We start from the raw sequence: 21,678 nt of genomic DNA, 5'->3' as shown, positions 1-21,678 counted from the left end.
CGAGAACCAGCAAAAGATATAACGGAAAGCCCACCCACGCTTTTTTTTCAAAGCGTGAGAACTTCCTTCTAATTTTACAAATAAACTTCGGATCCTTTTTCTTTGAACTCTTTAGATTTCTCTTCCATTCCTTTTGCAATAACCTCGTTATCTACGATATCGTTAACTGCAGCAAAATCGCGTACCTCTTGAGAAATTTTCATTGAGCAGAATTTTGGTCCGCACATAGAACAAAAATGAGCAATTTTAGCACCTGCAGCAGGCAAAGTTTCATCATGATATTCGCGAGCACGCTCTGGATCTAAGCCTAAATTAAATTGATCTTCCCAACGGAACTCAAAACGCGCCATACTCAACGCATTGTCTCTGTGTTGCGAACCTGGATGGCCTTTTGCTAAATCGGCAGCATGCGCAGCCAATTTATACGTCACCACACCAACGCGTACATCTTCTTTATTTGGTAAACCTAAGTGCTCTTTTGGGGTTACGTAGCACAACATGGCGCAACCGTACCAACCTATCATTGCGGCTCCAATACCAGAAGTAATATGGTCATAACCTGGAGCAATGTCTGTAGTTAAAGGGCCTAAAGTGTAAAAAGGAGCTTCGTCGCAAAGCTCTATCTGCTTCTCCATATTTTCTTTAATCATGTGCATTGGCACGTGACCTGGTCCTTCTATAAAACACTGGACTTCGTGTTTGCGTGCAATTTGCGTAAGTTCTCCTAAGGTTTCTAATTCTGCAAATTGTGCTTCGTCATTAGCATCTGCAACAGAACCTGGACGCAGACCATCTCCTAGAGAAAAGGCTACATCGTACTGTTTTAAGATTTCGCAAATGTCCTCAAAATGTGTGTATAAAAAACTTTCTTTATGATGTGCTAAACACCACTTTGCCATAATAGAGCCTCCACGAGAAACAATCCCAGTAACACGTTTTGCCGTCATTGGTACATAACGTAATAACACACCTGCGTGAATGGTAAAATAATCGACTCCTTGTTCGGCTTGTTCTATTAATGTATCACGAAAAATCTCCCATGTTAAGTCTTCGGCAACACCATTTACTTTTTCAAGTGCTTGGTAAATTGGCACGGTACCCACTGGCACTGGAGAGTTACGAATAATCCACTCGCGTGTTTCGTGAATATTTTCTCCTGTAGATAAATCCATTATATTATCTGCTCCCCAACGGCAAGCCCACACTGCTTTTTCTACTTCTTCTTCTATGGATGAGGTAACGGCAGAGTTTCCAATATTTGCATTTATTTTCACCAAGAAGTTTCGACCTAAAATCATCGGTTCTGCTTCTGGATGGTTAATATTTGAAGGAATTATTGCACGACCTCTTGCGACTTCCGACCTTACAAATTCTGGTGTAATTTTATCTGGAATAGAAGCACCAAAGTGTTCGCCTTTGTGTTGCTTTCTAATCTCTGTCATTTCATCTATTCGTTGGTTTTCTCGAATAGCGATATACTCCATTTCTGGTGTAATTAGTCCTTTTTTAGCGTAATGTAATTGGGTTACATTTTGACCTTTTTTAGCTCTTAGCGGATTCTTTAATAACTTAAAACGCATGTGATCTAAACTAGCATCGTTTAAACGCTCGTTGCAATATTCTGAAGAGAATGATGCTAATTCCTCTACATCACCACGTTCTTTAATCCAAGATTCTCGAATTCTTTCGATACCACTATGTACATCTATTGATTTGTCTGGATCTGTGTAAGGTCCTGAAGTATCGTAAATTGTTACGGACTCGTTGGGTGTTTTCTTTTTTGTCATTGAGTCTACCGTATCACTCAATGTAATTTCACGCATGGCAACTTTAATTTGCGGGTGAATTTTTCCGTTGACATAGATTTTCTTAGAATTCGGAAACGGATGTCTTGTAATACCGTTTTGCTTTGGAGCTGTGTCTTTGTTCTTCATTTGATAATTGGTTTCCTTTTAAAATAAAAATCATCCTCCTTGAGTAGATTTTATAATTAAAATATCATCATTATTGTGAAGTAATCGTGAAGACCAATCTGTTTTTTTAACCACAGTATTATTTATAGCAATAGCAATGCCGTTTGTTTGAATTTTTAAATTTTCAACAAACTGTTGTAATGTTACGTGTTCTAAAATGTGGTGGTCTTCTTGGTTTACTTTTATAGTAATCATATTTATAAAATATTACTGTAAACCAGAATGGTAGTATTTCGATGTCTTATCGAACATAACTTTTTCCTACGTTGGTATTAACCAAATCAGGTTCTAAGGATGTTTCTCAAACTAATTTAATAGCTACTCCTAAAGTTTACACCTCAAATATAGAAGATTATTTACGACTTCCATACGCTTTCCAATTTATTTTTGAATTCTCTTTTTTTGGAAAAACATATTTTAACTAAAATCTATTTCTATAAAAATGAAGCAAATTGAAGTCATAAAAAAAGGGATTCATAATTGTTTTCCAATTACGAATCCCTTTTATTACACACAGAACTAGGTGTGCAAGATTATTATAAACTTAATAGTTTAGTAACTTTTCTATCTTAGCTTTCACTTTTTCAGTTGAAGGAATCATTGTTTGCTCTAAAGTAGAATTTAATGGTATTGCAGGCATATTCTCACTACCAATAGTCATTACTGGCGCATCTAAATATTTAAAGCATTCTTCTTGAATTTTTCCAGATAATGCTCTTGCAAAACTATTGTTTGAAGGCTCTTCTGTTACAACAAGACACTTTCCTGTTTTCTTAACCGATGTCATAATCGTGTCTTCGTCTAGAGGAAACAACGTACGTAAATCGATCACTTCAATTTGGTCTTGCATCCCTAATTCTTCCGATGCATTCATTGCCCAATGCACTCCCATTCCGTAAGTAACAATAGTTAATGTTTCTACATTTTCTTGCTTCCAAATTTCTTGTAAAACCCATGCTTTACCAAAAGGCAATACATAATCTTCACTTGGCTCAACAGATGTTGCACCTTGCGTTCCTGGCACTTTAGACCAATACAACCCTTTGTGTTCTAAAATGACAACTGGATTAGGGTCGTAGTAAGCTGCTTTCATTAAACCTTTTAAATCGGCTCCATTACTTGGATACGCTATTTTAATACCACGAATATTTGTAATTACAGATTCAACTGAAGATGAATGGTAAGGTCCTCCACTTCCATAAGCACCAATTGGCACTCTAAGAATCATAGAAACCGGCCATTTACCGTTAGATAAATAACAACTTCTACTTACCTCTGTAAATAACTGATTTAAGCCAGGCCAAATATAATCGGCAAACTGCACCTCAACAATGGGCTTTAATCCAACAGCAGACATACCAACTGTAGAACCTACAATAAAAGCTTCTTGTATTGGTGTATTAAACACACGATCGTCTCCAAATTTTTGTGCTAATGTTGCTGCTTCTCTAAAAACACCACCAAGTCTTCCTCCAACATCTTGCCCATAGAGCAAACATTCTTTATGCTTTTTCATCAGTTCTTCTACTGCGAATAAAGCACAATCTACCATAACTACTTTGTCTGCGCCTTCTGGTGAACGTGTTCCTTTTTCCTCGGTAATTGGTGTTGGTACAAAATCGTTTGTAAATAAATCTTCAGGTTTTGGGTCTTCGGCTTTTAACGCTTTTTCGAAATCTGATTGTACTTTCGCTTTCGCGGAATTTTCAATGTCTAAAACGTCTTGTTCTGAAAATCCTGCATCTAGTAATTGTTTTTTAATAACTGGATAAGGATCACGAGAACGTGCCTCTTCTAAATCATCGCGATACCATTCCATTCTTACACCAGAAGTATGGTGATTTAATAACGGTACTTTTGCGTGTACTAAAAATGGTCTACGTTCTGTACGAATGGTTTCTATGACTTTCTCTAATGCTTCGTAACTTTCTGTAAAGTTTGCACCATCTATTGAGATCGCCTCTAAACCTTTAAATCCTGCTGCATATTCGAAAGCATTTTGCGCTCTCGTTTCTGCTGCATTGGCACTAATATCCCAACCGTTATCTTGTACTAAATATAAGATTGGCATTTGCTTTAATGCTGCCATTTGGAACGCTTCTGCTATTTCTCCTTCGGTTACAGATGCGTCTCCTAAAGAACACACCACGAATGGTAAATCTTTAAGTGTTTTATCGTCTAAACCTTGTAATTCTTTATACTGCATTCCCATAGCAACTCCTGTTGCTGGAATAGTTTGCATACCTGTTGCAGAGGATTGGTGTGGAATTTTTGGCTTATCGTCATCCTTTAAACTTGGATGCGAATAGTATGTTCTTCCTCCAGAAAATGGATCGTCTTTTTTAGCTAGTAATTGCAGCATTAAATCGTAAGGCTCTAAACCAAACGATAATAACATGGCATCGTCTCTGTAATATGGAAATGCATAATCTTGAGGTAATAATTGTAAACCTAAAGCTATTTGAATGGCTTCGTGTCCACGAGATGTTGCATGTACGTATTTTGAAACTTGTTTAAAATTAGCTTCGTATAATTCTGCCATTGCTTTTGCTGTGCAGAGTTTTGAAAATCCTTTTTCTAGTGTTTCTTTTTTCATCTTTAGTGACCGCGAAAGCGGTTATCTTTTTTAATGTTTCTCCTTTTACACCCCTGAAGTCCCCTCAAGGGGACAATCCTCTGAATAATCTTTGAACTATTGTCCCCTTGAGGGGACTTTAGGGGTGTGTTGCGTTAGGGATTACTCGTTCATTCTTAATTTAATAAATAAGAAATCGTGATTGCTTCGCAATTGAAACAATTTGTTGAAGCTCCTTTTTGCTTTTTTCAAAAAGAGCGAGTAGTAAAAGCCCGACCCTTGTGGTAACACCCAAATAACTCTAAGCTAATTCCTTTTCTACTTTAGTCATCCAATTAAATTGGTCGTCTAGCTTGCCCGTTTTAATAGCATTCAAGGTGTCATTAACTTCTAATCCAATTGGACTTTCATCAGAAACATGAATCGTTTCGCCTTCTAATCCAACCTCTTGAATGTACGCTATACCAACGGCTGTTCCTGTCCCGAAAGCTTCTTCTAAAGTCCCGTTTTCTGATGCTGTTTTAATTTCATCAATAGTGATCTTTCGTTCTGTTACCGTGAAATTCATAGCACGTAACATCTCTATAACACTTGCTCTTGTGATGCCATGCAACACAGAACCGTCGAGCTCTGGTGTGATAAATTCCCCATTAATTTTGAAGAAAATATTCATGGTACCAACTTCTTGAATATACTTATGTTCTGCGGCATCTAACCATAATACTTGGTCGTAACCTTTGGCTTTTGCTAATTCTGTTGGACGAATGGCTGCTGCATAATTTCCAGCGGCTTTAGCTTCACCAGTTCCACCTTGTGCTGCTCTAATGAATTGCTTTTCTGCCCATAATTTAATACGGTTACTAAAAAATGGACCGGCTGGTGATGCCATAATTATGAACTTGTAATGTGTTGCTGCACGCATACCAATAAAGGGCTCATCGGCATACATAAATGGTCTTAAATAGAGTGCGCTTCCATCGGTTGGAGGAATCCAATTGTGCTCTAAGCCCACTAATTCTTTAAGTCCTTCTACAAATAAATCTTCAAGAATATTAGGCATTCCCATACGATCCGCACTTTTATTTAAACGTTTGGCATTTTCTTCTGGTCTAAATAACATTGGTGTGCCTTCGGTGTCTTTGTAAGCTTTCATCCCTTCAAAAATAGCTTGTCCATAATGTAAAGCCATTGCTGCTGGATGCGTTGGAATTAATCCCATAGGAATAACTCTTGGATTAACCCATTCTCCGTTTTCGTAATCGCAAATAAACATGTGATCGGTGAATGTGGTGCCTAATGGAATATTGTTAAAGTCTAAGGCATCAACTTTTGATGTTTCTACTTTAGTAACTGAAATGTTAGGTTTCATATATGTATGTTTTTTAGAGTGTTTAAAACACCCCTAAAGTCCCCTCAGGGGACAATTCTGAATTTATATTTCTCTATTAATATCAAATTGCTCAAAATAATCGGCTACTCGTCGCACAAAACTTCCTCCTAAGAATCCGTCTACTACGCGATGATCGAAAGAGAGCGATAAGTACATCATGCTACGAATAGCTATTTGGTCTCCTTTCTCAGTAGTGATAACTTCTGGTCGTTTTTTGATTATTCCTAATGCTAAAATGGCAACTTCTGGTTGATTAATAATTGGTGTTCCCATGACACTTCCAAAAGTTCCTACGTTAGAAATTGTGAAGGTGCTGCCTTTTATATCGTCTCCTGCTAGTTTGTTTTCTCTAGCTTTTCCTGCTAATTCGTTTACGTTACTAGCAATCTCTTTTAAATTTTTAGCATCTGCATTTTTTACTACAGGAACGATTAAGTTTCCACTTGGTAATGCTGTTGCCATACCAATATTAATATCTTCTTTTACAATAATGTTATTACCATCTACCGATGCATTAATGTTTGGGAAATCTTTTACTGCTTTCGCTACAGCTTCTACAAATAATGGTGTGAAGGTTAAACGTTCGCCATGCTTTTCTTGAAAGGCAACTTTGTTTGCGTTTCTCCAATTTACCATATTCGTCATGTCTGCTTCTACATAAGCAGTAACATGAGGTGATGTATGTTTTGAGTACACCATGTGATCTGCAATCATTTGGCGCATTCTGTCCATTTCGATTACTTTTCCTTTGCCTTTATCGAAGTTTAATTGTGGAATTCTATAAGCTGTTGGATCTTTTTCGGCTACTGGTTGTGCGAATTTGTAAGGTCGTCCTTCGTCTATATATTGAAACACATCGCTTTTACGAAGTCTGCCTTCGTTTCCTGTAGCGGGAATACGTGCTAACTCTTCAAAACTAATGTGATGTTCTTTGGCTATTGAAATAATTAATGGCGAAAAGAAGGTGTTTGAAGTTGAAAATGAAGATGAACTTGAAACTGAAGTTGAACCTGAAGGTTTTTGAACTGGCTTAGGTCCTTTTTGAAATTTCTCTTTCTTTTGACTATGAGATTTCTCGTCACTCGTTCCTCGCTCTGTCGAAATGACATCCGTTTTCGATTTCTTTTCTTCTGAAACTTCAAGAATTGCCATAACCTCTCCAACAGGCACAACATCTTTTGCTTGAAACATGGTTTTCATTAAAGTTCCTGATGCTGGTGCTGGCACTTCGTTATCAACCTTATCTGTTGCTACTTCTAGTATAATATCTCCTTCTTCGAAAGAGTCTCCTTCTGATATTAACCAATTGATAATTGTCCCTTCGGTTATACTTTCGCCCATTTTGGGCATCTTTAATTCAAAAATCATCAAGCTAATATGGTTTAGGATTATAAGAATTAAAGATAATGCATATCGAATCACACAATTGTTAAAACCTTTTAATTTACCTTTAAAAAGGATAATATTCTTTATTTAAATAATACTGTAGATTATTTATCTTTTAATCCTTAATTTTACCGCTTTAAAACAACTAATTTTCTCATGCCACACACACTCGATAAAATAGACACACAACTACTCACTATACTTCAAAAGAATAGCAATCGAACGACTAAGAGTATTGCTGAAGAACTCGGCATGAGCACTTCACCAATATTTGAACGCATTAAAAAATTAGAAAAAGAAGGGTATATTGAAAAATATGTGGCCGTTTTAAACAATAAGAAAATCGGTTTAAAGCTAACTGTTTTTATAGGTATTACCTTGCAAGGGCATACCCGAAGCTATTTGGAAAAGTTTGTAAAGGAAATTAATAACTTCCCGGAAGTTGTAGAATGCCACAGGGTCAGTGGAAATTTTGACTATTTATTGAAACTCGTCGTTGAAGATATTGAAGCTTATGAAACCTTTATCATTTCAAAATTGACGCTACTTCCTTATCTAGGAAATGTACAAAGTTTGATTGCTTTATCGACAAGTAAAGAAACTAATGAGATTGATTTGAGTGCTGTTTTGTAAATATAAAAAATTAATAAAAAGCTTCTCAATACAATTCCAATAAAAATCGGAATCACTCGAAGTAACAGCACCTTATTTTTTAAATGTATCGCGAAGTGTTTTATAAACATCGTCCTGCATTTTCATATTCTCAGGCACTTCTCTTAACGGTTCTACAGCTTTTAAGCTCTCGTGGCAATCTGTTGGTAATTGCTGATACAATTGCGTGCCTTTTGTTTTCCAAGCAATCATTTCATCACTAACTTGCTTGATGACTTTTGCAGGATTACCAACGACTAAACTTCGGTTTGGAATCTTAGTTTCCGCTTTTACAAATGCCATCGCACCAACTATGGATTCGTCGCCAATTTCGGCATCATCCATAATTACGGTGTTCATTCCAATTAGGCAATTTCTACCCAAATTCGCACCGTGAATAATGGCACCATGGCCAACGTGTGCACTTTCTTTAAGTGTAATAGATTTTCCAGGAAACATGTGTACCGTACAATTCTCCTGAACATTTACGCCATCTTCTAAAATGATTTGTCCCCAATCTCCACGAATAGCTGCTCCTGGACCAATGTAACAGTTTCTGCCAATAATGACATTTCCTGTTACTGCAGCCAATGGATGCACGAAACTAGATTCGTGAACCACTGGTGTGTAGCCTTTAAAACTGTAAATCATATTATAATTCTTCTATTATTGAATTGCCTTTACTTTTATCTCCTGAGGTCCATTGCCATGTTTCATGTAATCTAATTTTTCCATTGGAACCCATTTCTGGAATAGATTTGCATACGCCTGTCATTAAATCGCCATTCGTATTCACTTGATGGTATCTCATATTTATTTCTCCATCTTTGGAAACTAAACCTATAAGATGACCTTCTATAATTTGGCCTCCAGAATATGTGGCTGTTATTATATTATTTGTTTGCTTATAATGAAAAATAGTTTCCTCTGAAGTCTCACCATTGCTAGTGTTCTTTACAGCTTTAAATTTTTTATCATTATAATGAAACATCTACTTAAATCCTTTTAATTTTTCTTTTGTAAAATCACTTAATACAAGTTTCCCACTAGTTGCGGCACGTTCTGCTAATAATGCATCCCAATGATCTGTTCCTTGCCAGAATACTTTTTTCATTTCTACCATGGCTTCAGTATTATAGGTACATAAATGCTCTGCCGTTGTTTTTACAGCTTCATCTAGTTCTTCGGTACTTTCATACACTTGCGAGAATAAACCTTTTTGTTTTGCCCATTCTGCAGGATAAAATGTGTTTGCATCTATTGCGATTTGCGACATGGCGCTTAATCCCATTTTACGCTCGATTGCTGGTCCGACTACAAATGGTCCAATTCCAATATTTAATTCGGATAACTTAATAGCTGCGAATTTGGAAGCCATACAATAATCGGTTGCAGCTGCTAATCCAACGCCACCACCAACGGTTTTTCCTTGAATACGGCCGATAATAAATTTCGGACATTTACGCATCGCGTTAATTACGTTTGCAAATCCTGAAAAGAAGACTTTCCCTGTTGCTGCGTCGTTGATGTTTATTAGTTCTTCGAAGCTAGCTCCTGCGCAAAAAGTTCTATCTCCTCCACTTTTAAGAACGACAACTTTAATAGCGTCGTTAGTTCCTGCATCTGTAATGGTTTGCGCTAGTTTTGCTAATACATCTCCTGGTAAGGAATTGTGTGCAGGATGGAAAAACTCTATGTATCCTACTTCGTTTTCTATTTCTAATGTTACGTATGGTTGCTTTTCTGACATAATTATATTAATCCAAATTGTTCAAAGTGATGATTCAAATGTTTTCTTTCTAACAAATACGATTCGTATTTATTCAATTCTCCGAAAACTAAATTCTTTAATTTAGCTTCTGGATTTTCTTTAAAATATGCTAAATACTTTTCTCTTTGTGCTTTAAACTTTTCTATTGCTACAGCTAAATCAGGATGCTTTAATGTATCTAAAGTATCTTTTTCTAATTGTGGAAATTGAGAGTTTTTTGGGAACTTATCAAAGTTCCATAAACTATTATGTACTTTATCTAAAATCTTTTCCGGTGTAGCAATTTCAAAATCTTGAATTTCACCAGATGCAATTTTATAGGTATATTCTAAATGTTCAATCATGTGTTGAGGTGTCATAATTCCCCATTTAGGTTTTGCATCTTCTTTTAATGCATAAAGACATGCGTTGATTTTATCTTCAGTCATTTCAGTTAAAACTTCTTGCTTTTTCTGAACCATAGTTAAGACTGTTGCGAATGCTACTTTCTCATCGGTATTTGCATCAAAAATTTCGGCATACCATTTTACAATTCCGCTAGGATGTTCTGCTGAAGCGACATCTCTATCTACTTTTTGCTTACACGTTAAACGTACGTAAATAGTATCGTTGTGATATAACGGCCTTAAAAACCTGCATTCTTCTAGTCCGTAATTTGCTGAAACTGGTCCTTTATTTGGAAATACAAATAATCCTGCTGCAGCTGAAATAATAAAATAACCATGTGCAGTTCTTTGTTCAAAAATACTTCCGTCTAAAGATGTAATATCTGTATGCGCATAGAAATGATCCCAAGTGACGTTAGCAAAATTGATAATGTCTGTATCTGTAAATGTACGTCTGTGGGTTTTCATAGACATCCCTGGTTGGATGTCTTCCCAATGGTATTTAAATGGATGCATTTCTGCTTCCTTATATTTTGCATTTTGCTGGTAAATCCCAGTAATTTCTGTAATTGTTGTTGGCGAACCTTGGATTGCTGTACGTTGTAAATAATGTTTTATTCCACGCATTCCTCCCATTTCTTCTCCTCCTCCAGCACGTCCAGGACCTCCATGAACTAAATATGGTAATGGAGAACCATGACCTGTACTTTCCTTTGCCATATCTCGATTAACAACCATAATACGACCATGATGAGATGCTGCGTTAATTACATACTCTTTAGCAATCTTATCGTCATTTGTGGCAATTGAAGATACTAACGACCCTTTACCCATTTGAGCTAAAGTAATCGCTTCATCTAAGTTTTTATAAGGCATTATTGTACTTACTGGACCAAAGGCTTCACGTTCGTGAATTATTGTATTTTCAAAAGGATGATCAGAACGTAATAAAATCGGACTAATAAAAGCACCTTTTTTAACATCTGCTCCAATGGTGTTTATTTGATCTAAACTTCCATAAACGATTTGTGCTTCTTTGGATAAATCATTTACAGAATCTCTAACCGCTTGTACTTGTTGATGACTTACTAAAGATCCCATTCTAACTTCTTTCAATCTTGGATCTCCAATAGTTACTTTATCTAAAGCTTTTGACAAGGCAGATTGTACATCTTCTACTAAATTTTGCGGAACAATAATTCGACGTATTGCAGTACATTTTTGTCCTGCTTTAACTGTCATTTCTTTTCGGACTTCTTTAATAAACAAGTCGAATTCTGGTGTTCCAGGAACGGCATCTTCTCCTAAGATCGATGCATTTAAAGAATCGGCTTCCATGGTAAATGGCACAGATTCTTGTATCAATTGCGGATGCGCTTTTAATAAACGTCCTACTTTTGCAGAACCCGTAAAAGTGACAACATCTTGAGACTCTACCGTATCTAAAATGGTTTTTACGGTTCCGTTTATAATTTGCAATGCGCCTTCTGGTAAAATACCGGAGGCGATTATTTCTTTGGCAACAGCTTCGGCTAAATAAGAAGTGGAAGGTGCTGGTAAAACCACAGCAGGAACTCCAGCCATCCAGTTTACGGCACATTTTTCTAACATTCCCCAAACCGGGAAATTGAAGGCATTAATATGTACCGCAACCCCTTTTTTAGGCACCATAATATGATGTGCCATAAAGCGTCCGCCACGAGATAAATCTATTGCATCACCTTCTACGTGATACGGTTGATTTGGAAAAAGTTTACGTAAGGAAGCGTTTGCAAACAAGTTTCCGAAACCACCTTCGATATCGATCCAACTATCTACTTTGGTTGCTCCCGTTCTATAACTTAATTCGTAAAATGAATTTTTCCTTTTCGTAAGATATAATGCTAAACTTTTAAGCATATTTCCACGTTCTTGGAACGTCATTTTTCGAAGGACCTCTCCTCCTTTTGTTCTTCCGTAGTTTAGAATTTCTGGAACGTCTAATCCTTCAATAGCGATGCTAGTAAAAGCTTCGCCAGTAACTGCATCTAGAATTGGTGTTCCTTCTTCTTTACCTGTTGTCCATTGTCCTTGAACGTAATGCTGTATTTTATTCATCATTTTTACTTTATAGTGGATTCCTGCCTGCGCAGGAATGACAAAACTTTATTGTTTACTACAACTAAGAATTATCATTAACCTTAGCGGCTAAGTGCGTTAAGGATTGAGGTATTTGTTGAAGCTCTTTTTTGTTTTTCTCAAAAAAAGCGACTGCCGAAAGCCTGACCTTTAGGTAACGCCCAAATTATTTTACTTACTTACATTTTCAATAATTGCTGCATAACCTTGACCAACACCAATACACATAGTAATCAACGCATATTTTTTATTTTTTTCCTTCAACTCTAACGCTGCAGAATAAGCAACTCTTGCACCTGTAACACCAAGCGGATGACCAATAGCAATTGCGCCTCCATTTGGATTAATTCGCGGATCGTTATCTGCCAATCCCCAAGCGCGAATACACGCTAATGCTTGCGCTGCAAAGGCTTCGTTAAGCTCGATAATATCCATATCTTCCATGGTCAATCCTGCTTTTGCCAATGCTTTATTAGAAGCTTGTACAGGACCAATCCCCATAATTCTTGGCTCGACACCAACCACTGCAGAACTTACTATGCGTGCTAATGGTTTTAGGTTGTATTTTTTTACTGCATCTGCTGAAGCGATAATAGTTGCTGCTGCTCCATCGTTTAATCCTGAAGAATTTCCAGCAGTTACACTTCCACCTTCTTTTTTGAATGCAGGTCTTAGTTTTCCTAAAACTTCTAAAGATGATGTTGGTTTTACAAATTCATCTTTAGAAAAAAGAATTGGATCTTTTTTACGCTGTGGAATTTCAACGGTTACAATTTCTTTTGCTAAGCGTCCGTTTTCTTGTGCTTTGGTTGCTTTCATTTGGCTCCAAAGTGCAAACTTATCTTGATCTTCTCGTGAGATATTATATTTTTCGACAAGATTTTCGGCAGTATTCCCCATGCCATCAGTTCCGTACATTTGTTGCATTTTCGGATTGATAAAACGCCATCCGAAAGTAGAATCGTACATTTTGGAATCGCCTCCAAATGCCGTAGATGGTTTTGCCATTACGTATGGTCCGCGCGTCATATTCTCCACGCCACCAGAAATAAAGACGTCTCCATCTCCTGCTTTTATGGCACGATTTGCATGAATTATTGCTGATAATCCAGAGCTACATAAACGGTTTACAGTTTCTCCAGGAACGGTAAATGGCAAACCTGCTAATAAGGATGACATTCTCGCAACATTACGATTGTCTTCTCCTGCTTGGTTTGCGCAACCCATTATCACATCGTCATACGCTTCCTTTGGGATGCTTGGATTTCGTTTTACAATTTCTGAAATTACTAATGCTCCTAAATCATCCGTTCTTACCGCAGATAATGTGCCTTTGTAGTTTCCTATTGGTGTTCTAATGCCGTCTATTATGTATGCTTCCATGTTTGAAATTGAAATTGAAATTGAAGTCGATAATTGAAACTTCTATTTCATAATTAATGTTTTATTTACTTCTATTCTTATTTAATACCTACAAGGTTTTTGAAACCTTGCAGAACTAATTAATTTATAAGAGCAGAGAATGTATCTCCGTTTCTTATATCTCCTGTATTGTAGCCTTTCATAAACCACTCCATACGTTGTTGTGATGTGCCATGCGTAAAACTGTCTGAATTGACGCTTCCGCTTGTTCTTTTTTGAATCGCATCATCACCAACAGCATTCGCAGCACTCATGGCTTCCTCTATATCTCCTTCTTGTAAATATTTTTTATTATGATGCGCCCAAACTCCTGCATAGAAATCAGCTTGCAATTCTTGTGCTACAGATAATTTATTGGCTTCGGTTTGGTTGGTCTGACTTTGTAACTGTCTAACTTTATTAGAGGTTCCAAGAATGGTTTGAATATGATGACCAACTTCGTGAGCTGTGACATAAGCTATTGCAAAATCACCTCCTTTAGCTCCGAAACGTGTTTGTAATTCATCAAAAAAGGCTAAATCCATATACAATTTTTGATCTCCAGGACAGTAAAACGGTCCAGAAGCAGACGTTGCACTTCCACAAGCTGTAGAAACCGCATCCGTGAATAATACCATTTTTGGTTCTTTATAATCTCCTAAATTGTAATCTCTAAATATTTGGTTCCATACATCTTCGGTATCAGCCAAAACAGTTGCCATAAAATTACCCATTTCTTGTTCTTGGCTGGTCAATTCGCGTTGCTCAACTTGTTGTGTCGTTTGACTATTGGCTACTTGCTCTATAATTGGCGCTAATTGCTGACCAGTTTCTCCTCCAAAAAGTTGTAAAAGAATTACAACTACGGCAATAACACCTCCACCTGCAGCTAACTTGCCTTTGTTTCCCATTCCGCGTTGATCTTCAAGATTCCCGCTTTTTCTTCTACCTTGCCATTTCATAATTTAATATTTTTATTTTATTCCCAATCTTTTTGAGTTCTATATACAACTCCTTTAAAAAGTGCCACTAATTCTTCTCCCCGTTTTACTTCGATAATATTAAAGCCTAATCTATTTTTTACAGATTCTATTACAGATTCTGCAACTATATAATCACCATCATTTAAAGCTTCTATATGATTAATGCTCGTTTCAATAGACACGGCATATTTACCATGTGTATTTGCTGCAAATCCGAAAGCGGTATCTGCCAAGGAATAACTTATTCCACCATGAGCTTTATTCATGCTGTTTAACATTTCCTTTCTAATGGTCATTCCGACTTTACAGCGTCCGATTTCACATTCTAGAATTTCTATGCCTAGCCACGTGCTGTAGGCGTCTTGGGAAAGCATCCGCTCAGGAATGAGGTTTGAGGCTATAGGCTTGCTTTTAGTTGACATTAATATTTATTTAATTCTTTTTAAAATTGCACTTCTCAAGGAAGTTATCATTTTTGATAGTTCTGTTATTAATTTTCTATTTTCTTCGTCTTCTTCAGCAGTAATATAATTTCTCATTTGAGCTTTCGAACTACATGAAATACATTCATGTGCACTGTGCCAAGCATTTCCTAAATAGTTGTGGAATTGTTTATCTGTGCCACTCGATCCCTCGGCTATATTTAAAGCTATAGAGTCAGCTGCTCTTTTAAATTGTGAGGTAAGTTCAAATCGTTCTTCTTTTGGAAATTTCTTTCCTAATCGATTTACCACTTCTCCAAACTCCATGGCTTTGGCATATATTCCTAAATCTTCAAATTTAAAATGATACTTCGATTTTCTCATACCTCAAACCTGGTTTTCAAAAAATCTCAAACCTGTTTTTTTCATGTTACGTAATAACGGACTACAACGGTATCTATCTTCGTGATATTCGTTATACAATTCATCCATTTTATTTACGCACCAATCGATTCCTTTTTCGTCTGCCCAAGCCAATAATCCATTTGGATAATTGACACCTTTAGTCATAGCATTGTCTATATCCTCAGCTGATGCAATATTTAAAAATAAGGCATCTGCAGCTTCGTTGATGAGCATTACCAATACACGATCGAAAATTTTATTTTTCAAAAACTCTTCGTCTTCATAAGTTTCAAAAGTCTTTGTATTTGCATGGTTTGTCTCAATTATTTTTCCATTTTTATCATAATCATAAAAACCTTTTCCTGATTTACGTCCTAAATAACCTGCTTCTGAAAACCGTTTTTGGGTTAATGACGGTTTATATCTTGGGTCGAAATAGAATGCTGTAAAAACGGTTTCGGTTACCGTATAATTCACATCGTTTCCTATGAAATCCATTAATTCAAATGGCCCCATTCTGAAATCACCTAAAGACTTTAAGCTATGATCTATGGTTGTAAAGTCTGCTAATCCTTCTTCATAAATTCGTAAAGCTTCTCCGTAAAATGGTCTAGCAACTCTATTTACTATAAATCCTGGTGTGTCTTTAGCAACTGCTACAACTTTTTTCCAATTTTTAATCGTTTGTATGGCTTTTTCAAGAACTTCAGTTGAAGTTTGAATTGCAGGAATAACCTCAACCAATTTCATTAAAGGTGCTGGATTGAAAAAGTGAATCCCTACACAACGCTCTGGTTTATTAAGTGATGCTGCAATAGATGCTATTGACAAACTTGATGTGTTTGATGCAATAATACAATCATCAGCGACATAGCTCTCTAGTTCTGAAAACACTTTTTTCTTGATGTCAAGGTTTTCAATAATGGCTTCAATAGTCAAGTTTGAATCTGCTAAATCTTTTAGGTTGCTTACGTAAGCGATGTTTGCTTGAATTCTATCTTTTTCAGAAGTATCAATTCTTCCTTTTTCAATTAAACGCAATAATATTTTTTCAAGACTTCCTTTAGCTTTATCTAAAGCTGCTTGATTAGTATCGTATAATTTCACTTTACATCCAGACGTTGCAGCAACTTGTGCGATGCCACTTCCCATGGTTCCTCCTCCTATGATTCCAACTCTATTGATTTGAGATTGTGGATTAACGATTTTTGATTTTTGATTTTCACTCATACCTGATATTCCATCTATATTTTATGATTTCAACTTGTTTGAAGCTGTTTTAATGCTAACAACAAAAATTGAAATTAATTCATCGTTTTCTTTTAATCTTTATTCTAAAATGTCTAAACACCCCTAAAGTCCCCTCAAGGGGACAATCGTTAATCAAAACGGTAAATTTCTCACATCTACATTACCGCCAGATAAAATGATTCCTACGTTTTTAGTTGCAAATTCTTTTCTATTCTTCAACACAGCAGCAAAGGCTACAGCACTTGATGGTTCTACAATAATTTTCATACGTTCCCAAATCAATTGCATAGCTTTAATGATTTCATCTTCTTCCACACAAATTATTTTCTCTACATGTTTTTGAATTATAGGAAAATTACGATCGCCTAAATGTGTTCTTAGTCCATCAGCAATAGTTGCAAACGTAGTGTTTGTTTCTATTTTACCTGAAATTAATGAGCGATAGGCATCATCTACAGCTTTAGGCTCAGCACCAATCACTTTACATTTTTTTGAAAAATAATGTGCTGCCAAAGCGGTTCCTGCAATAAGACCTCCTCCTCCAACAGGTGCTAGAATAATATCTAAATTTGGTTGTTCTTCTAAAAGCTCAATTGCTGCTGTACTGTTACCATAAATCACCTCATCTTGATTTGATGGATGTAAAAATGATGCTCCTTTTTCTTCTTTAATTTTATTAGCTGTTGCTTCTCTTGCTTGAGGTGTCGATTCACATTCTATGATTTCTCCCTCATAAGTTTTAACCGCATTTTTTTTGACTTGTGGTGCATTTTCTGGCATTACAATGTATGCCTTAACGCCTAATTTCTGCGCCGCTAATGACACCGCTTGAGCAAAATTACCTGACGAATGTGTCACCACTCCTCGCTGTCTTTCTTCTTCTGAAAGTGATAAAATGGCATTAGCAGCACCTCGCATTTTGAAGGCACCCATTTTTTGAAAGTTCTCACACTTAAAAAACAGGTTACACCCTGCTTTTTCATTTAACAACTGCGATGTTAACACAAGTGTTTTGTGAATAAAGGGTTTTATTCGGTTGTGGGTTTGTATGAGGGTTTGTTTTAAATCGCATGGATTGTCCCCTTGAGGGGACTTGAGGGGTGTTCTTAAAGATTTAATTTTTTCTTCTAAAGTCATAGAAACACTAAACATATTATTTTTTACATCCGAATCAGAGAATCTGATAAACTCGACACCTAATTTTTCAAGTTCACACTGTCTATTTTTATCTTCAAAATATCTAAAACCGTGTGAATCACCATCAATTTCAATAGCTAACATAAGCTCGTGACAATAAAAATCTACTATATAATTTAGCATCGGAACTTGTCTATGAAACTGAACATCTAGCGCTTGATTTTTAATAGCTTTCCACATTAAAACCTCTGCAAGTGTGCTATTTTTTCTTAGCTCTCTTGCGTATTCTTTAAGTTTTGGATTGTATGGAATAATTTTATTTTTCACTTTTTATTTTAACACCCCTAAGGTCCCCTCAAGGGGACAATACACAGATGCGTATTATTTTGTCTTTATTAATGTTTCTTGAGTTTCCAATGAGATCTACATTTTATTTCTATTCTGTTTTAACACCCCTAAAGCTCCCTTAAGGGGACAATATTCGGATGAATAATTTTAATTTCCTTTAAAATTTGGTTGACGTTTTTCTATAAATGCAGCGACTCCTTCTTTGTAATCGTCACTTTGTGCGGCTTCTATTTGTAATTTAGATTCTAAAGCTAATTGCGATTCTAAATCGTTAGTCATCGATTTATTAAACAATTCTTTAATCATACCAAGAGCTTTTGTTGGCATGTTTGCGAGTTTCAAAGCTAGCTTATTAATCGTTTCTTCAAATTCCTCTGTCGGAACACATTTGTAAATCATGCCCATTTTTTCAGCTTCTGCAGCTCCAATTTTATCACCTAGCATCGCTAATGCTAATGCTTTTTGAAAACCGATTAGTCTTGGTAAAAAGAACGTCCCTGCACTATCCGGAACTAAGCCAATTAAACTAAAGGCTTGAATGAAACTTACTTTTTCATGTGCGACAACAATATCACAAGCTAAAGCAATGTTTGCTCCCGCTCCTGCTGCTACTCCGTTTACAGCTGCAATTACTGGTTTTTTAATATTTCTAATTCTAGTAATTATTGGATTGTAATGCTCTTCTAATATTTTTTTGAATCCAGGATTTAAATCTGGATCCGTCACTTCTTTTAAATCTTGACCAGCACAAAATGCTTTTCCATTTCCGGTTAAAACAATAGCTCTCACTTCTTCATTTTTTTCACAAGCATCTAATGTGTCGTGCAATAAAAATGCCATTTCACGATTGAAACTATTAAATACTTCTGGTCGGTTTAGCGTTATGTATGCTATTTTATTTTCTATTTTTAAAAGAATTGAGTTCATTTTATAATTTATTTTTAATTTAAAACACCCCTAAAGTCCCCTCAAGGGGACAATCGTTCGATTTAGATTTTTAGTTTCAAATCTGACTTTTACTTTATTTTAAGCACTTGAAATAATCAAATGGTTCTTGACAATCGTCACATTGAAACTGCGCTTTACAAGCTGTGGAACCAAACTGACTTACTAATCTTGTGTTTTGTGAACCACAATTGGTACACTTAACTATTCTTTTATCGTTAAGCAATACATCTTTATCTGCTTCTGCGCTTAAAGGTGCTGCAATTCCGTAATCTTCTAATGCTTTTCTTCCTCTTGGTGTAATCCAATCGGTGGTCCATGCTGGATGTAAAATCAATTCTACTTTAGACTCGTATCCGGCTTGTTTTAATGCTGATTTTATATCATCGCCAATCACATCCATTGCTGGACAACCACTATAGGTTGGTGTGATTTCGACTTTAACGATATTATTTTCTATAACCGCAGAACGTACCACTCCCATATCCATGATGGATAATACGGGGATCTCGGGATCGGAAACTTTTTCCAAAATTGGAATTAAGATTTCGTCTATGTTTTGTTCTGTTGTAGTCATTTTTTGAATTTGAAGTTGAAGTTGAAACTGAATTTGAAGTGTTCTTCTTTCAAATTCAAGTTCGATTTCAATTTCTTTTATTTTTTACCATTCCATATTAGGATAAGCACGTTGCATATATTGAAGCTCTGCTAATAAATACCCTAAATGTTCGGTGTGAATCCCTTCTTTACCTCCTTTTTGAAACCACTTCGATTCAGGTGTTTCAAGGGTTGATTCTTCTAAAACCGCACTCACTCGAGCATAATAAGCGTCTTTCAGTTTTGTAACATCAACACCTATTCCTTCTGCAACCATAGCTTTATCTGCTTCGGTTTGATGAAATAACTCATCGGTATACGTCCATAAACCATCAATAGCGTCTTGCATTTTTGCTTTACTTTCTTCTGTACCGTCACCTAAACGCTTTATCCAATCTGAAGAAAAACGTTCGTGATAACTCACTTCTTTTATACATTTATTCGCAATTGCAGACAATGTTAAATCGGTACTTTTTTGTAATTCGGCAAGAAACTCTAAGTGGTACACATCGAATAAAAACTGACGCGCCATAGTGTAGGCGAAATTTGTATTTGGTTGTTCTACCAACAATACATTTTTATACTCGCGCTCTTTACGAAGCATTGCGATATCGTCTTCTGTTCTATCGTCACCTGCTATTTTTGCAGCATATTGAAAATAGCTTCGCACTTGGCCAAACAAATCTAATGAGATGTTTGTGCAGGCGATGTCTGTTTCTAAACTTGGACCATGACCTGTTAATTCTCCTAGTCTTTGACCTAAAATTAGGCTGTTGTCTGCTATGCCAAGTATATAGTTGTATAAGTTTTCTTTCATTTTAAATTGAAATTGAACTTGAAATCGAAGTTGAAAACTCACTCGAAATCAAAAAATCTAATTAATGTTTTTAATTCTTGTGACCATTATTCTAATTAATTGGTCATTTTCATCTTTTAAATTTGAAAGACTTTCCTCTGAAAATAATTGAGCTTTAGATTGAATATTCAAATTTCGTTGGCTCTCTCTTAATTCTTTTAAAGAAATTCTCAATTTATTTATTTTATCTTTATCAGTTCCAGCCCCTAATGCTTCTCCATAATTCAATGCTGAAGAACAAGATGAGCGTATAAGCTGTTTTGCTAAATAATCTCCTGCATAAGACAATGGCTTTTTATCATACAGAATAATTATTGCAGCCGCAAAATCTTCAAGTCGTTCTGTTAAATCAAATTTTATCCCATTCATATTTTCAGATTCAGATTCAGATTCAGATTCAATTTCGATTTCACTGTTACATATGCTTCACCTCGTCTGGTAAATCGTAAAATGTTGGATGACGATAAACTTTATCTTGAGCAGGCTCAAACATTTCACCATTGTGTTCTGGATTTGATGCTGTGATATTTACTGATTCCACAACCCAAATACTCACACCTTCATTTCGTCTTGTGTACACATCTCTTGCATTTTCTAAAGCCATTTCTGCATCTGCAGCATGAAGGCTTCCGAAATGACGGTGTTCTAATCCATTTTTACTTCTTACGAAGATTTCCCAAAGTGGCCAGTTTTTACTCATTATGAAATTGAATTTGAAGTTGAACTCGAAATTGAAATACATCAATCTAAAATTCAACCTATGTTTTTAATTCTTGTTACTATTATTCTAATTAATTGGTCATTTTCGTCTTTCAGACCTTTTAAATCTTCTTCTGAAAACAACCTTGCTTTAGTTTGAATATTTAAGTTTCTTAGCGATTCTCTTAACTCTTTTAAGCAAATTCTCAGTTTATTTATTTTATCTCTATCGGTTCCTGCACCTAAAACTTCACCATAATTTAAAGCTGAAGAACATGACGACCTTATCAATTGTTTAGCTAGATAATCGCCTGCATAAGACAAAGCTTTTTATCATATAAAATTATGATTGTAGCAGCAAAATCTTCAAGTCTTTCCGTTAAA

General features: G+C 35.9%; 22 protein-coding genes, 1 pseudogene and 1 riboswitch. Of the genes and pseudogenes, 1 reads left to right on the top strand and 22 read right to left on the bottom strand.

Annotated elements, in window-relative coordinates:
• Nucleotides 1-74: 74 nt before the first annotated feature.
• From thiC to HM984_RS14220, 5 genes are all read right to left on the bottom strand, one after another.
• The gene (gene thiC / locus HM984_RS14240; RefSeq protein WP_179349627.1) at nt 75-1,934 is read right to left on the bottom strand and encodes a phosphomethylpyrimidine synthase ThiC; all 1,860 of its coding nucleotides are present in this window, start codon (nt 1,932-1,934) and stop codon (nt 75-77) included.
• 30 nt (nt 1,935-1,964) lie between these two features.
• Nucleotides 1,965-2,168 (bottom strand): sulfur carrier protein ThiS, encoded by a 204-nt coding sequence (thiS, locus tag HM984_RS14235; protein ID WP_179349626.1) that lies wholly within the window; start codon nt 2,166-2,168, stop codon nt 1,965-1,967.
• Between the two features lie 46 nt (nt 2,169-2,214).
• Nucleotides 2,215-2,309, bottom strand: a riboswitch (TPP riboswitch).
• Between the two features lie 208 nt (nt 2,310-2,517).
• The gene (locus tag HM984_RS14230; RefSeq protein WP_179349625.1) at nt 2,518-4,569 is read right to left on the bottom strand and encodes an alpha-ketoacid dehydrogenase subunit alpha/beta; all 2,052 of its coding nucleotides are present in this window, start codon (nt 4,567-4,569) and stop codon (nt 2,518-2,520) included.
• 280 nt (nt 4,570-4,849) lie between these two features.
• Complete coding sequence (locus HM984_RS14225) at nt 4,850-5,917, bottom strand: branched-chain amino acid aminotransferase (protein ID WP_179349624.1); 1,068 nt, start codon at nt 5,915-5,917, stop codon at nt 4,850-4,852.
• A 63-nt stretch (nt 5,918-5,980) separates the two neighbouring features.
• Entirely contained in the window at nt 5,981-7,279 is a 1,299-nt protein-coding gene (locus HM984_RS14220) for a dihydrolipoamide acetyltransferase family protein (RefSeq protein ID WP_371312581.1), read from the bottom strand.
• Between the two features lie 201 nt (nt 7,280-7,480).
• Here HM984_RS14220 and HM984_RS14215 point away from each other — a divergent pair, with 201 nt between their 5' ends.
• Entirely contained in the window at nt 7,481-7,957 is a 477-nt protein-coding gene (locus HM984_RS14215; RefSeq protein ID WP_179349622.1) for an Lrp/AsnC family transcriptional regulator, read from the top strand.
• Between the two features lie 72 nt (nt 7,958-8,029).
• Here HM984_RS14215 and HM984_RS14210 read toward each other — a convergent pair whose 3' ends face one another.
• From HM984_RS14210 to HM984_RS14135, 17 genes and pseudogenes are all read right to left on the bottom strand, one after another.
• On the bottom strand, nt 8,030-8,626 hold the full coding sequence (locus HM984_RS14210; protein WP_179349621.1) for an acyltransferase: 597 nt from the start codon (nt 8,624-8,626) through the stop codon (nt 8,030-8,032).
• A 1-nt stretch (nt 8,627) separates the two neighbouring features.
• Entirely contained in the window at nt 8,628-8,966 is a 339-nt protein-coding gene (locus HM984_RS14205) for an avidin-fold protein (protein WP_179349620.1), read from the bottom strand.
• The gene (locus HM984_RS14200; protein ID WP_179349619.1) at nt 8,967-9,725 is read right to left on the bottom strand and encodes an enoyl-CoA hydratase/isomerase family protein; all 759 of its coding nucleotides are present in this window, start codon (nt 9,723-9,725) and stop codon (nt 8,967-8,969) included.
• Between the two features lie 2 nt (nt 9,726-9,727).
• Entirely contained in the window at nt 9,728-12,229 is a 2,502-nt protein-coding gene (paaZ, locus tag HM984_RS14195) for a phenylacetic acid degradation bifunctional protein PaaZ (RefSeq protein ID WP_179349656.1), read from the bottom strand.
• A 192-nt stretch (nt 12,230-12,421) separates the two neighbouring features.
• Complete coding sequence (gene pcaF / locus HM984_RS14190) at nt 12,422-13,633, bottom strand: 3-oxoadipyl-CoA thiolase (protein ID WP_179349618.1); 1,212 nt, start codon at nt 13,631-13,633, stop codon at nt 12,422-12,424.
• A 119-nt stretch (nt 13,634-13,752) separates the two neighbouring features.
• A complete protein-coding gene (gene ypfJ, locus HM984_RS14185) occupies nt 13,753-14,613 on the bottom strand; it encodes a KPN_02809 family neutral zinc metallopeptidase (RefSeq protein WP_179349617.1) in 861 nt (286 codons plus the stop codon).
• 17 nt (nt 14,614-14,630) lie between these two features.
• Complete coding sequence (locus HM984_RS14180) at nt 14,631-15,056, bottom strand: PaaI family thioesterase (RefSeq protein WP_179349616.1); 426 nt, start codon at nt 15,054-15,056, stop codon at nt 14,631-14,633.
• Nucleotides 15,057-15,062: 6 nt separating this feature from the next.
• Nucleotides 15,063-15,440, bottom strand: coding sequence for a four helix bundle protein (locus tag HM984_RS14175; RefSeq protein ID WP_020895225.1), 378 nt, complete (start codon nt 15,438-15,440; stop codon nt 15,063-15,065).
• A gap of 3 nt (nt 15,441-15,443) precedes the next feature.
• Nucleotides 15,444-16,691: a 3-hydroxyacyl-CoA dehydrogenase NAD-binding domain-containing protein gene (locus tag HM984_RS14170; protein ID WP_179349615.1), complete on the bottom strand. Its 1,248-nt coding sequence runs from the start codon at nt 16,689-16,691 to the stop codon at nt 15,444-15,446.
• 153 nt (nt 16,692-16,844) lie between these two features.
• Nucleotides 16,845-17,831, bottom strand: coding sequence for a pyridoxal-phosphate dependent enzyme (locus tag HM984_RS14165; protein WP_371312596.1), 987 nt, complete (start codon nt 17,829-17,831; stop codon nt 16,845-16,847).
• 24 nt (nt 17,832-17,855) lie between these two features.
• Nucleotides 17,856-18,176: pseudogene (locus tag HM984_RS17670) on the bottom strand (endonuclease domain-containing protein); the annotation flags it as partial.
• 168 nt (nt 18,177-18,344) lie between these two features.
• Complete coding sequence (locus HM984_RS14160) at nt 18,345-19,124, bottom strand: enoyl-CoA hydratase-related protein (protein ID WP_115812309.1); 780 nt, start codon at nt 19,122-19,124, stop codon at nt 18,345-18,347.
• Between the two features lie 94 nt (nt 19,125-19,218).
• Nucleotides 19,219-19,719 (bottom strand): 1,2-phenylacetyl-CoA epoxidase subunit PaaD, encoded by a 501-nt coding sequence (gene paaD / locus HM984_RS14155; RefSeq protein ID WP_179349613.1) that lies wholly within the window; start codon nt 19,717-19,719, stop codon nt 19,219-19,221.
• Nucleotides 19,720-19,803: 84 nt separating this feature from the next.
• The gene (gene paaC / locus HM984_RS14150; RefSeq protein ID WP_179349612.1) at nt 19,804-20,556 is read right to left on the bottom strand and encodes a 1,2-phenylacetyl-CoA epoxidase subunit PaaC; all 753 of its coding nucleotides are present in this window, start codon (nt 20,554-20,556) and stop codon (nt 19,804-19,806) included.
• A gap of 57 nt (nt 20,557-20,613) precedes the next feature.
• A complete protein-coding gene (locus HM984_RS14145; protein WP_115812303.1) occupies nt 20,614-20,964 on the bottom strand; it encodes a four helix bundle protein in 351 nt (116 codons plus the stop codon).
• A gap of 46 nt (nt 20,965-21,010) precedes the next feature.
• The gene (gene paaB, locus HM984_RS14140; protein WP_092470406.1) at nt 21,011-21,295 is read right to left on the bottom strand and encodes a 1,2-phenylacetyl-CoA epoxidase subunit PaaB; all 285 of its coding nucleotides are present in this window, start codon (nt 21,293-21,295) and stop codon (nt 21,011-21,013) included.
• A 53-nt stretch (nt 21,296-21,348) separates the two neighbouring features.
• Entirely contained in the window at nt 21,349-21,618 is a 270-nt protein-coding gene (locus HM984_RS14135; RefSeq protein ID WP_257018504.1) for a four helix bundle protein, read from the bottom strand.
• Nucleotides 21,619-21,678: the final 60 nt, after the last annotated feature.

This window comes from Winogradskyella pacifica (genome assembly GCF_013403915.1).
In the GTDB taxonomy this organism is placed as follows: domain Bacteria; phylum Bacteroidota; class Bacteroidia; order Flavobacteriales; family Flavobacteriaceae; genus Winogradskyella; species Winogradskyella pacifica.
Note: the sequence above shows the minus strand (reverse complement) of the source record. Positions and strands in the feature narration are given on the sequence as shown.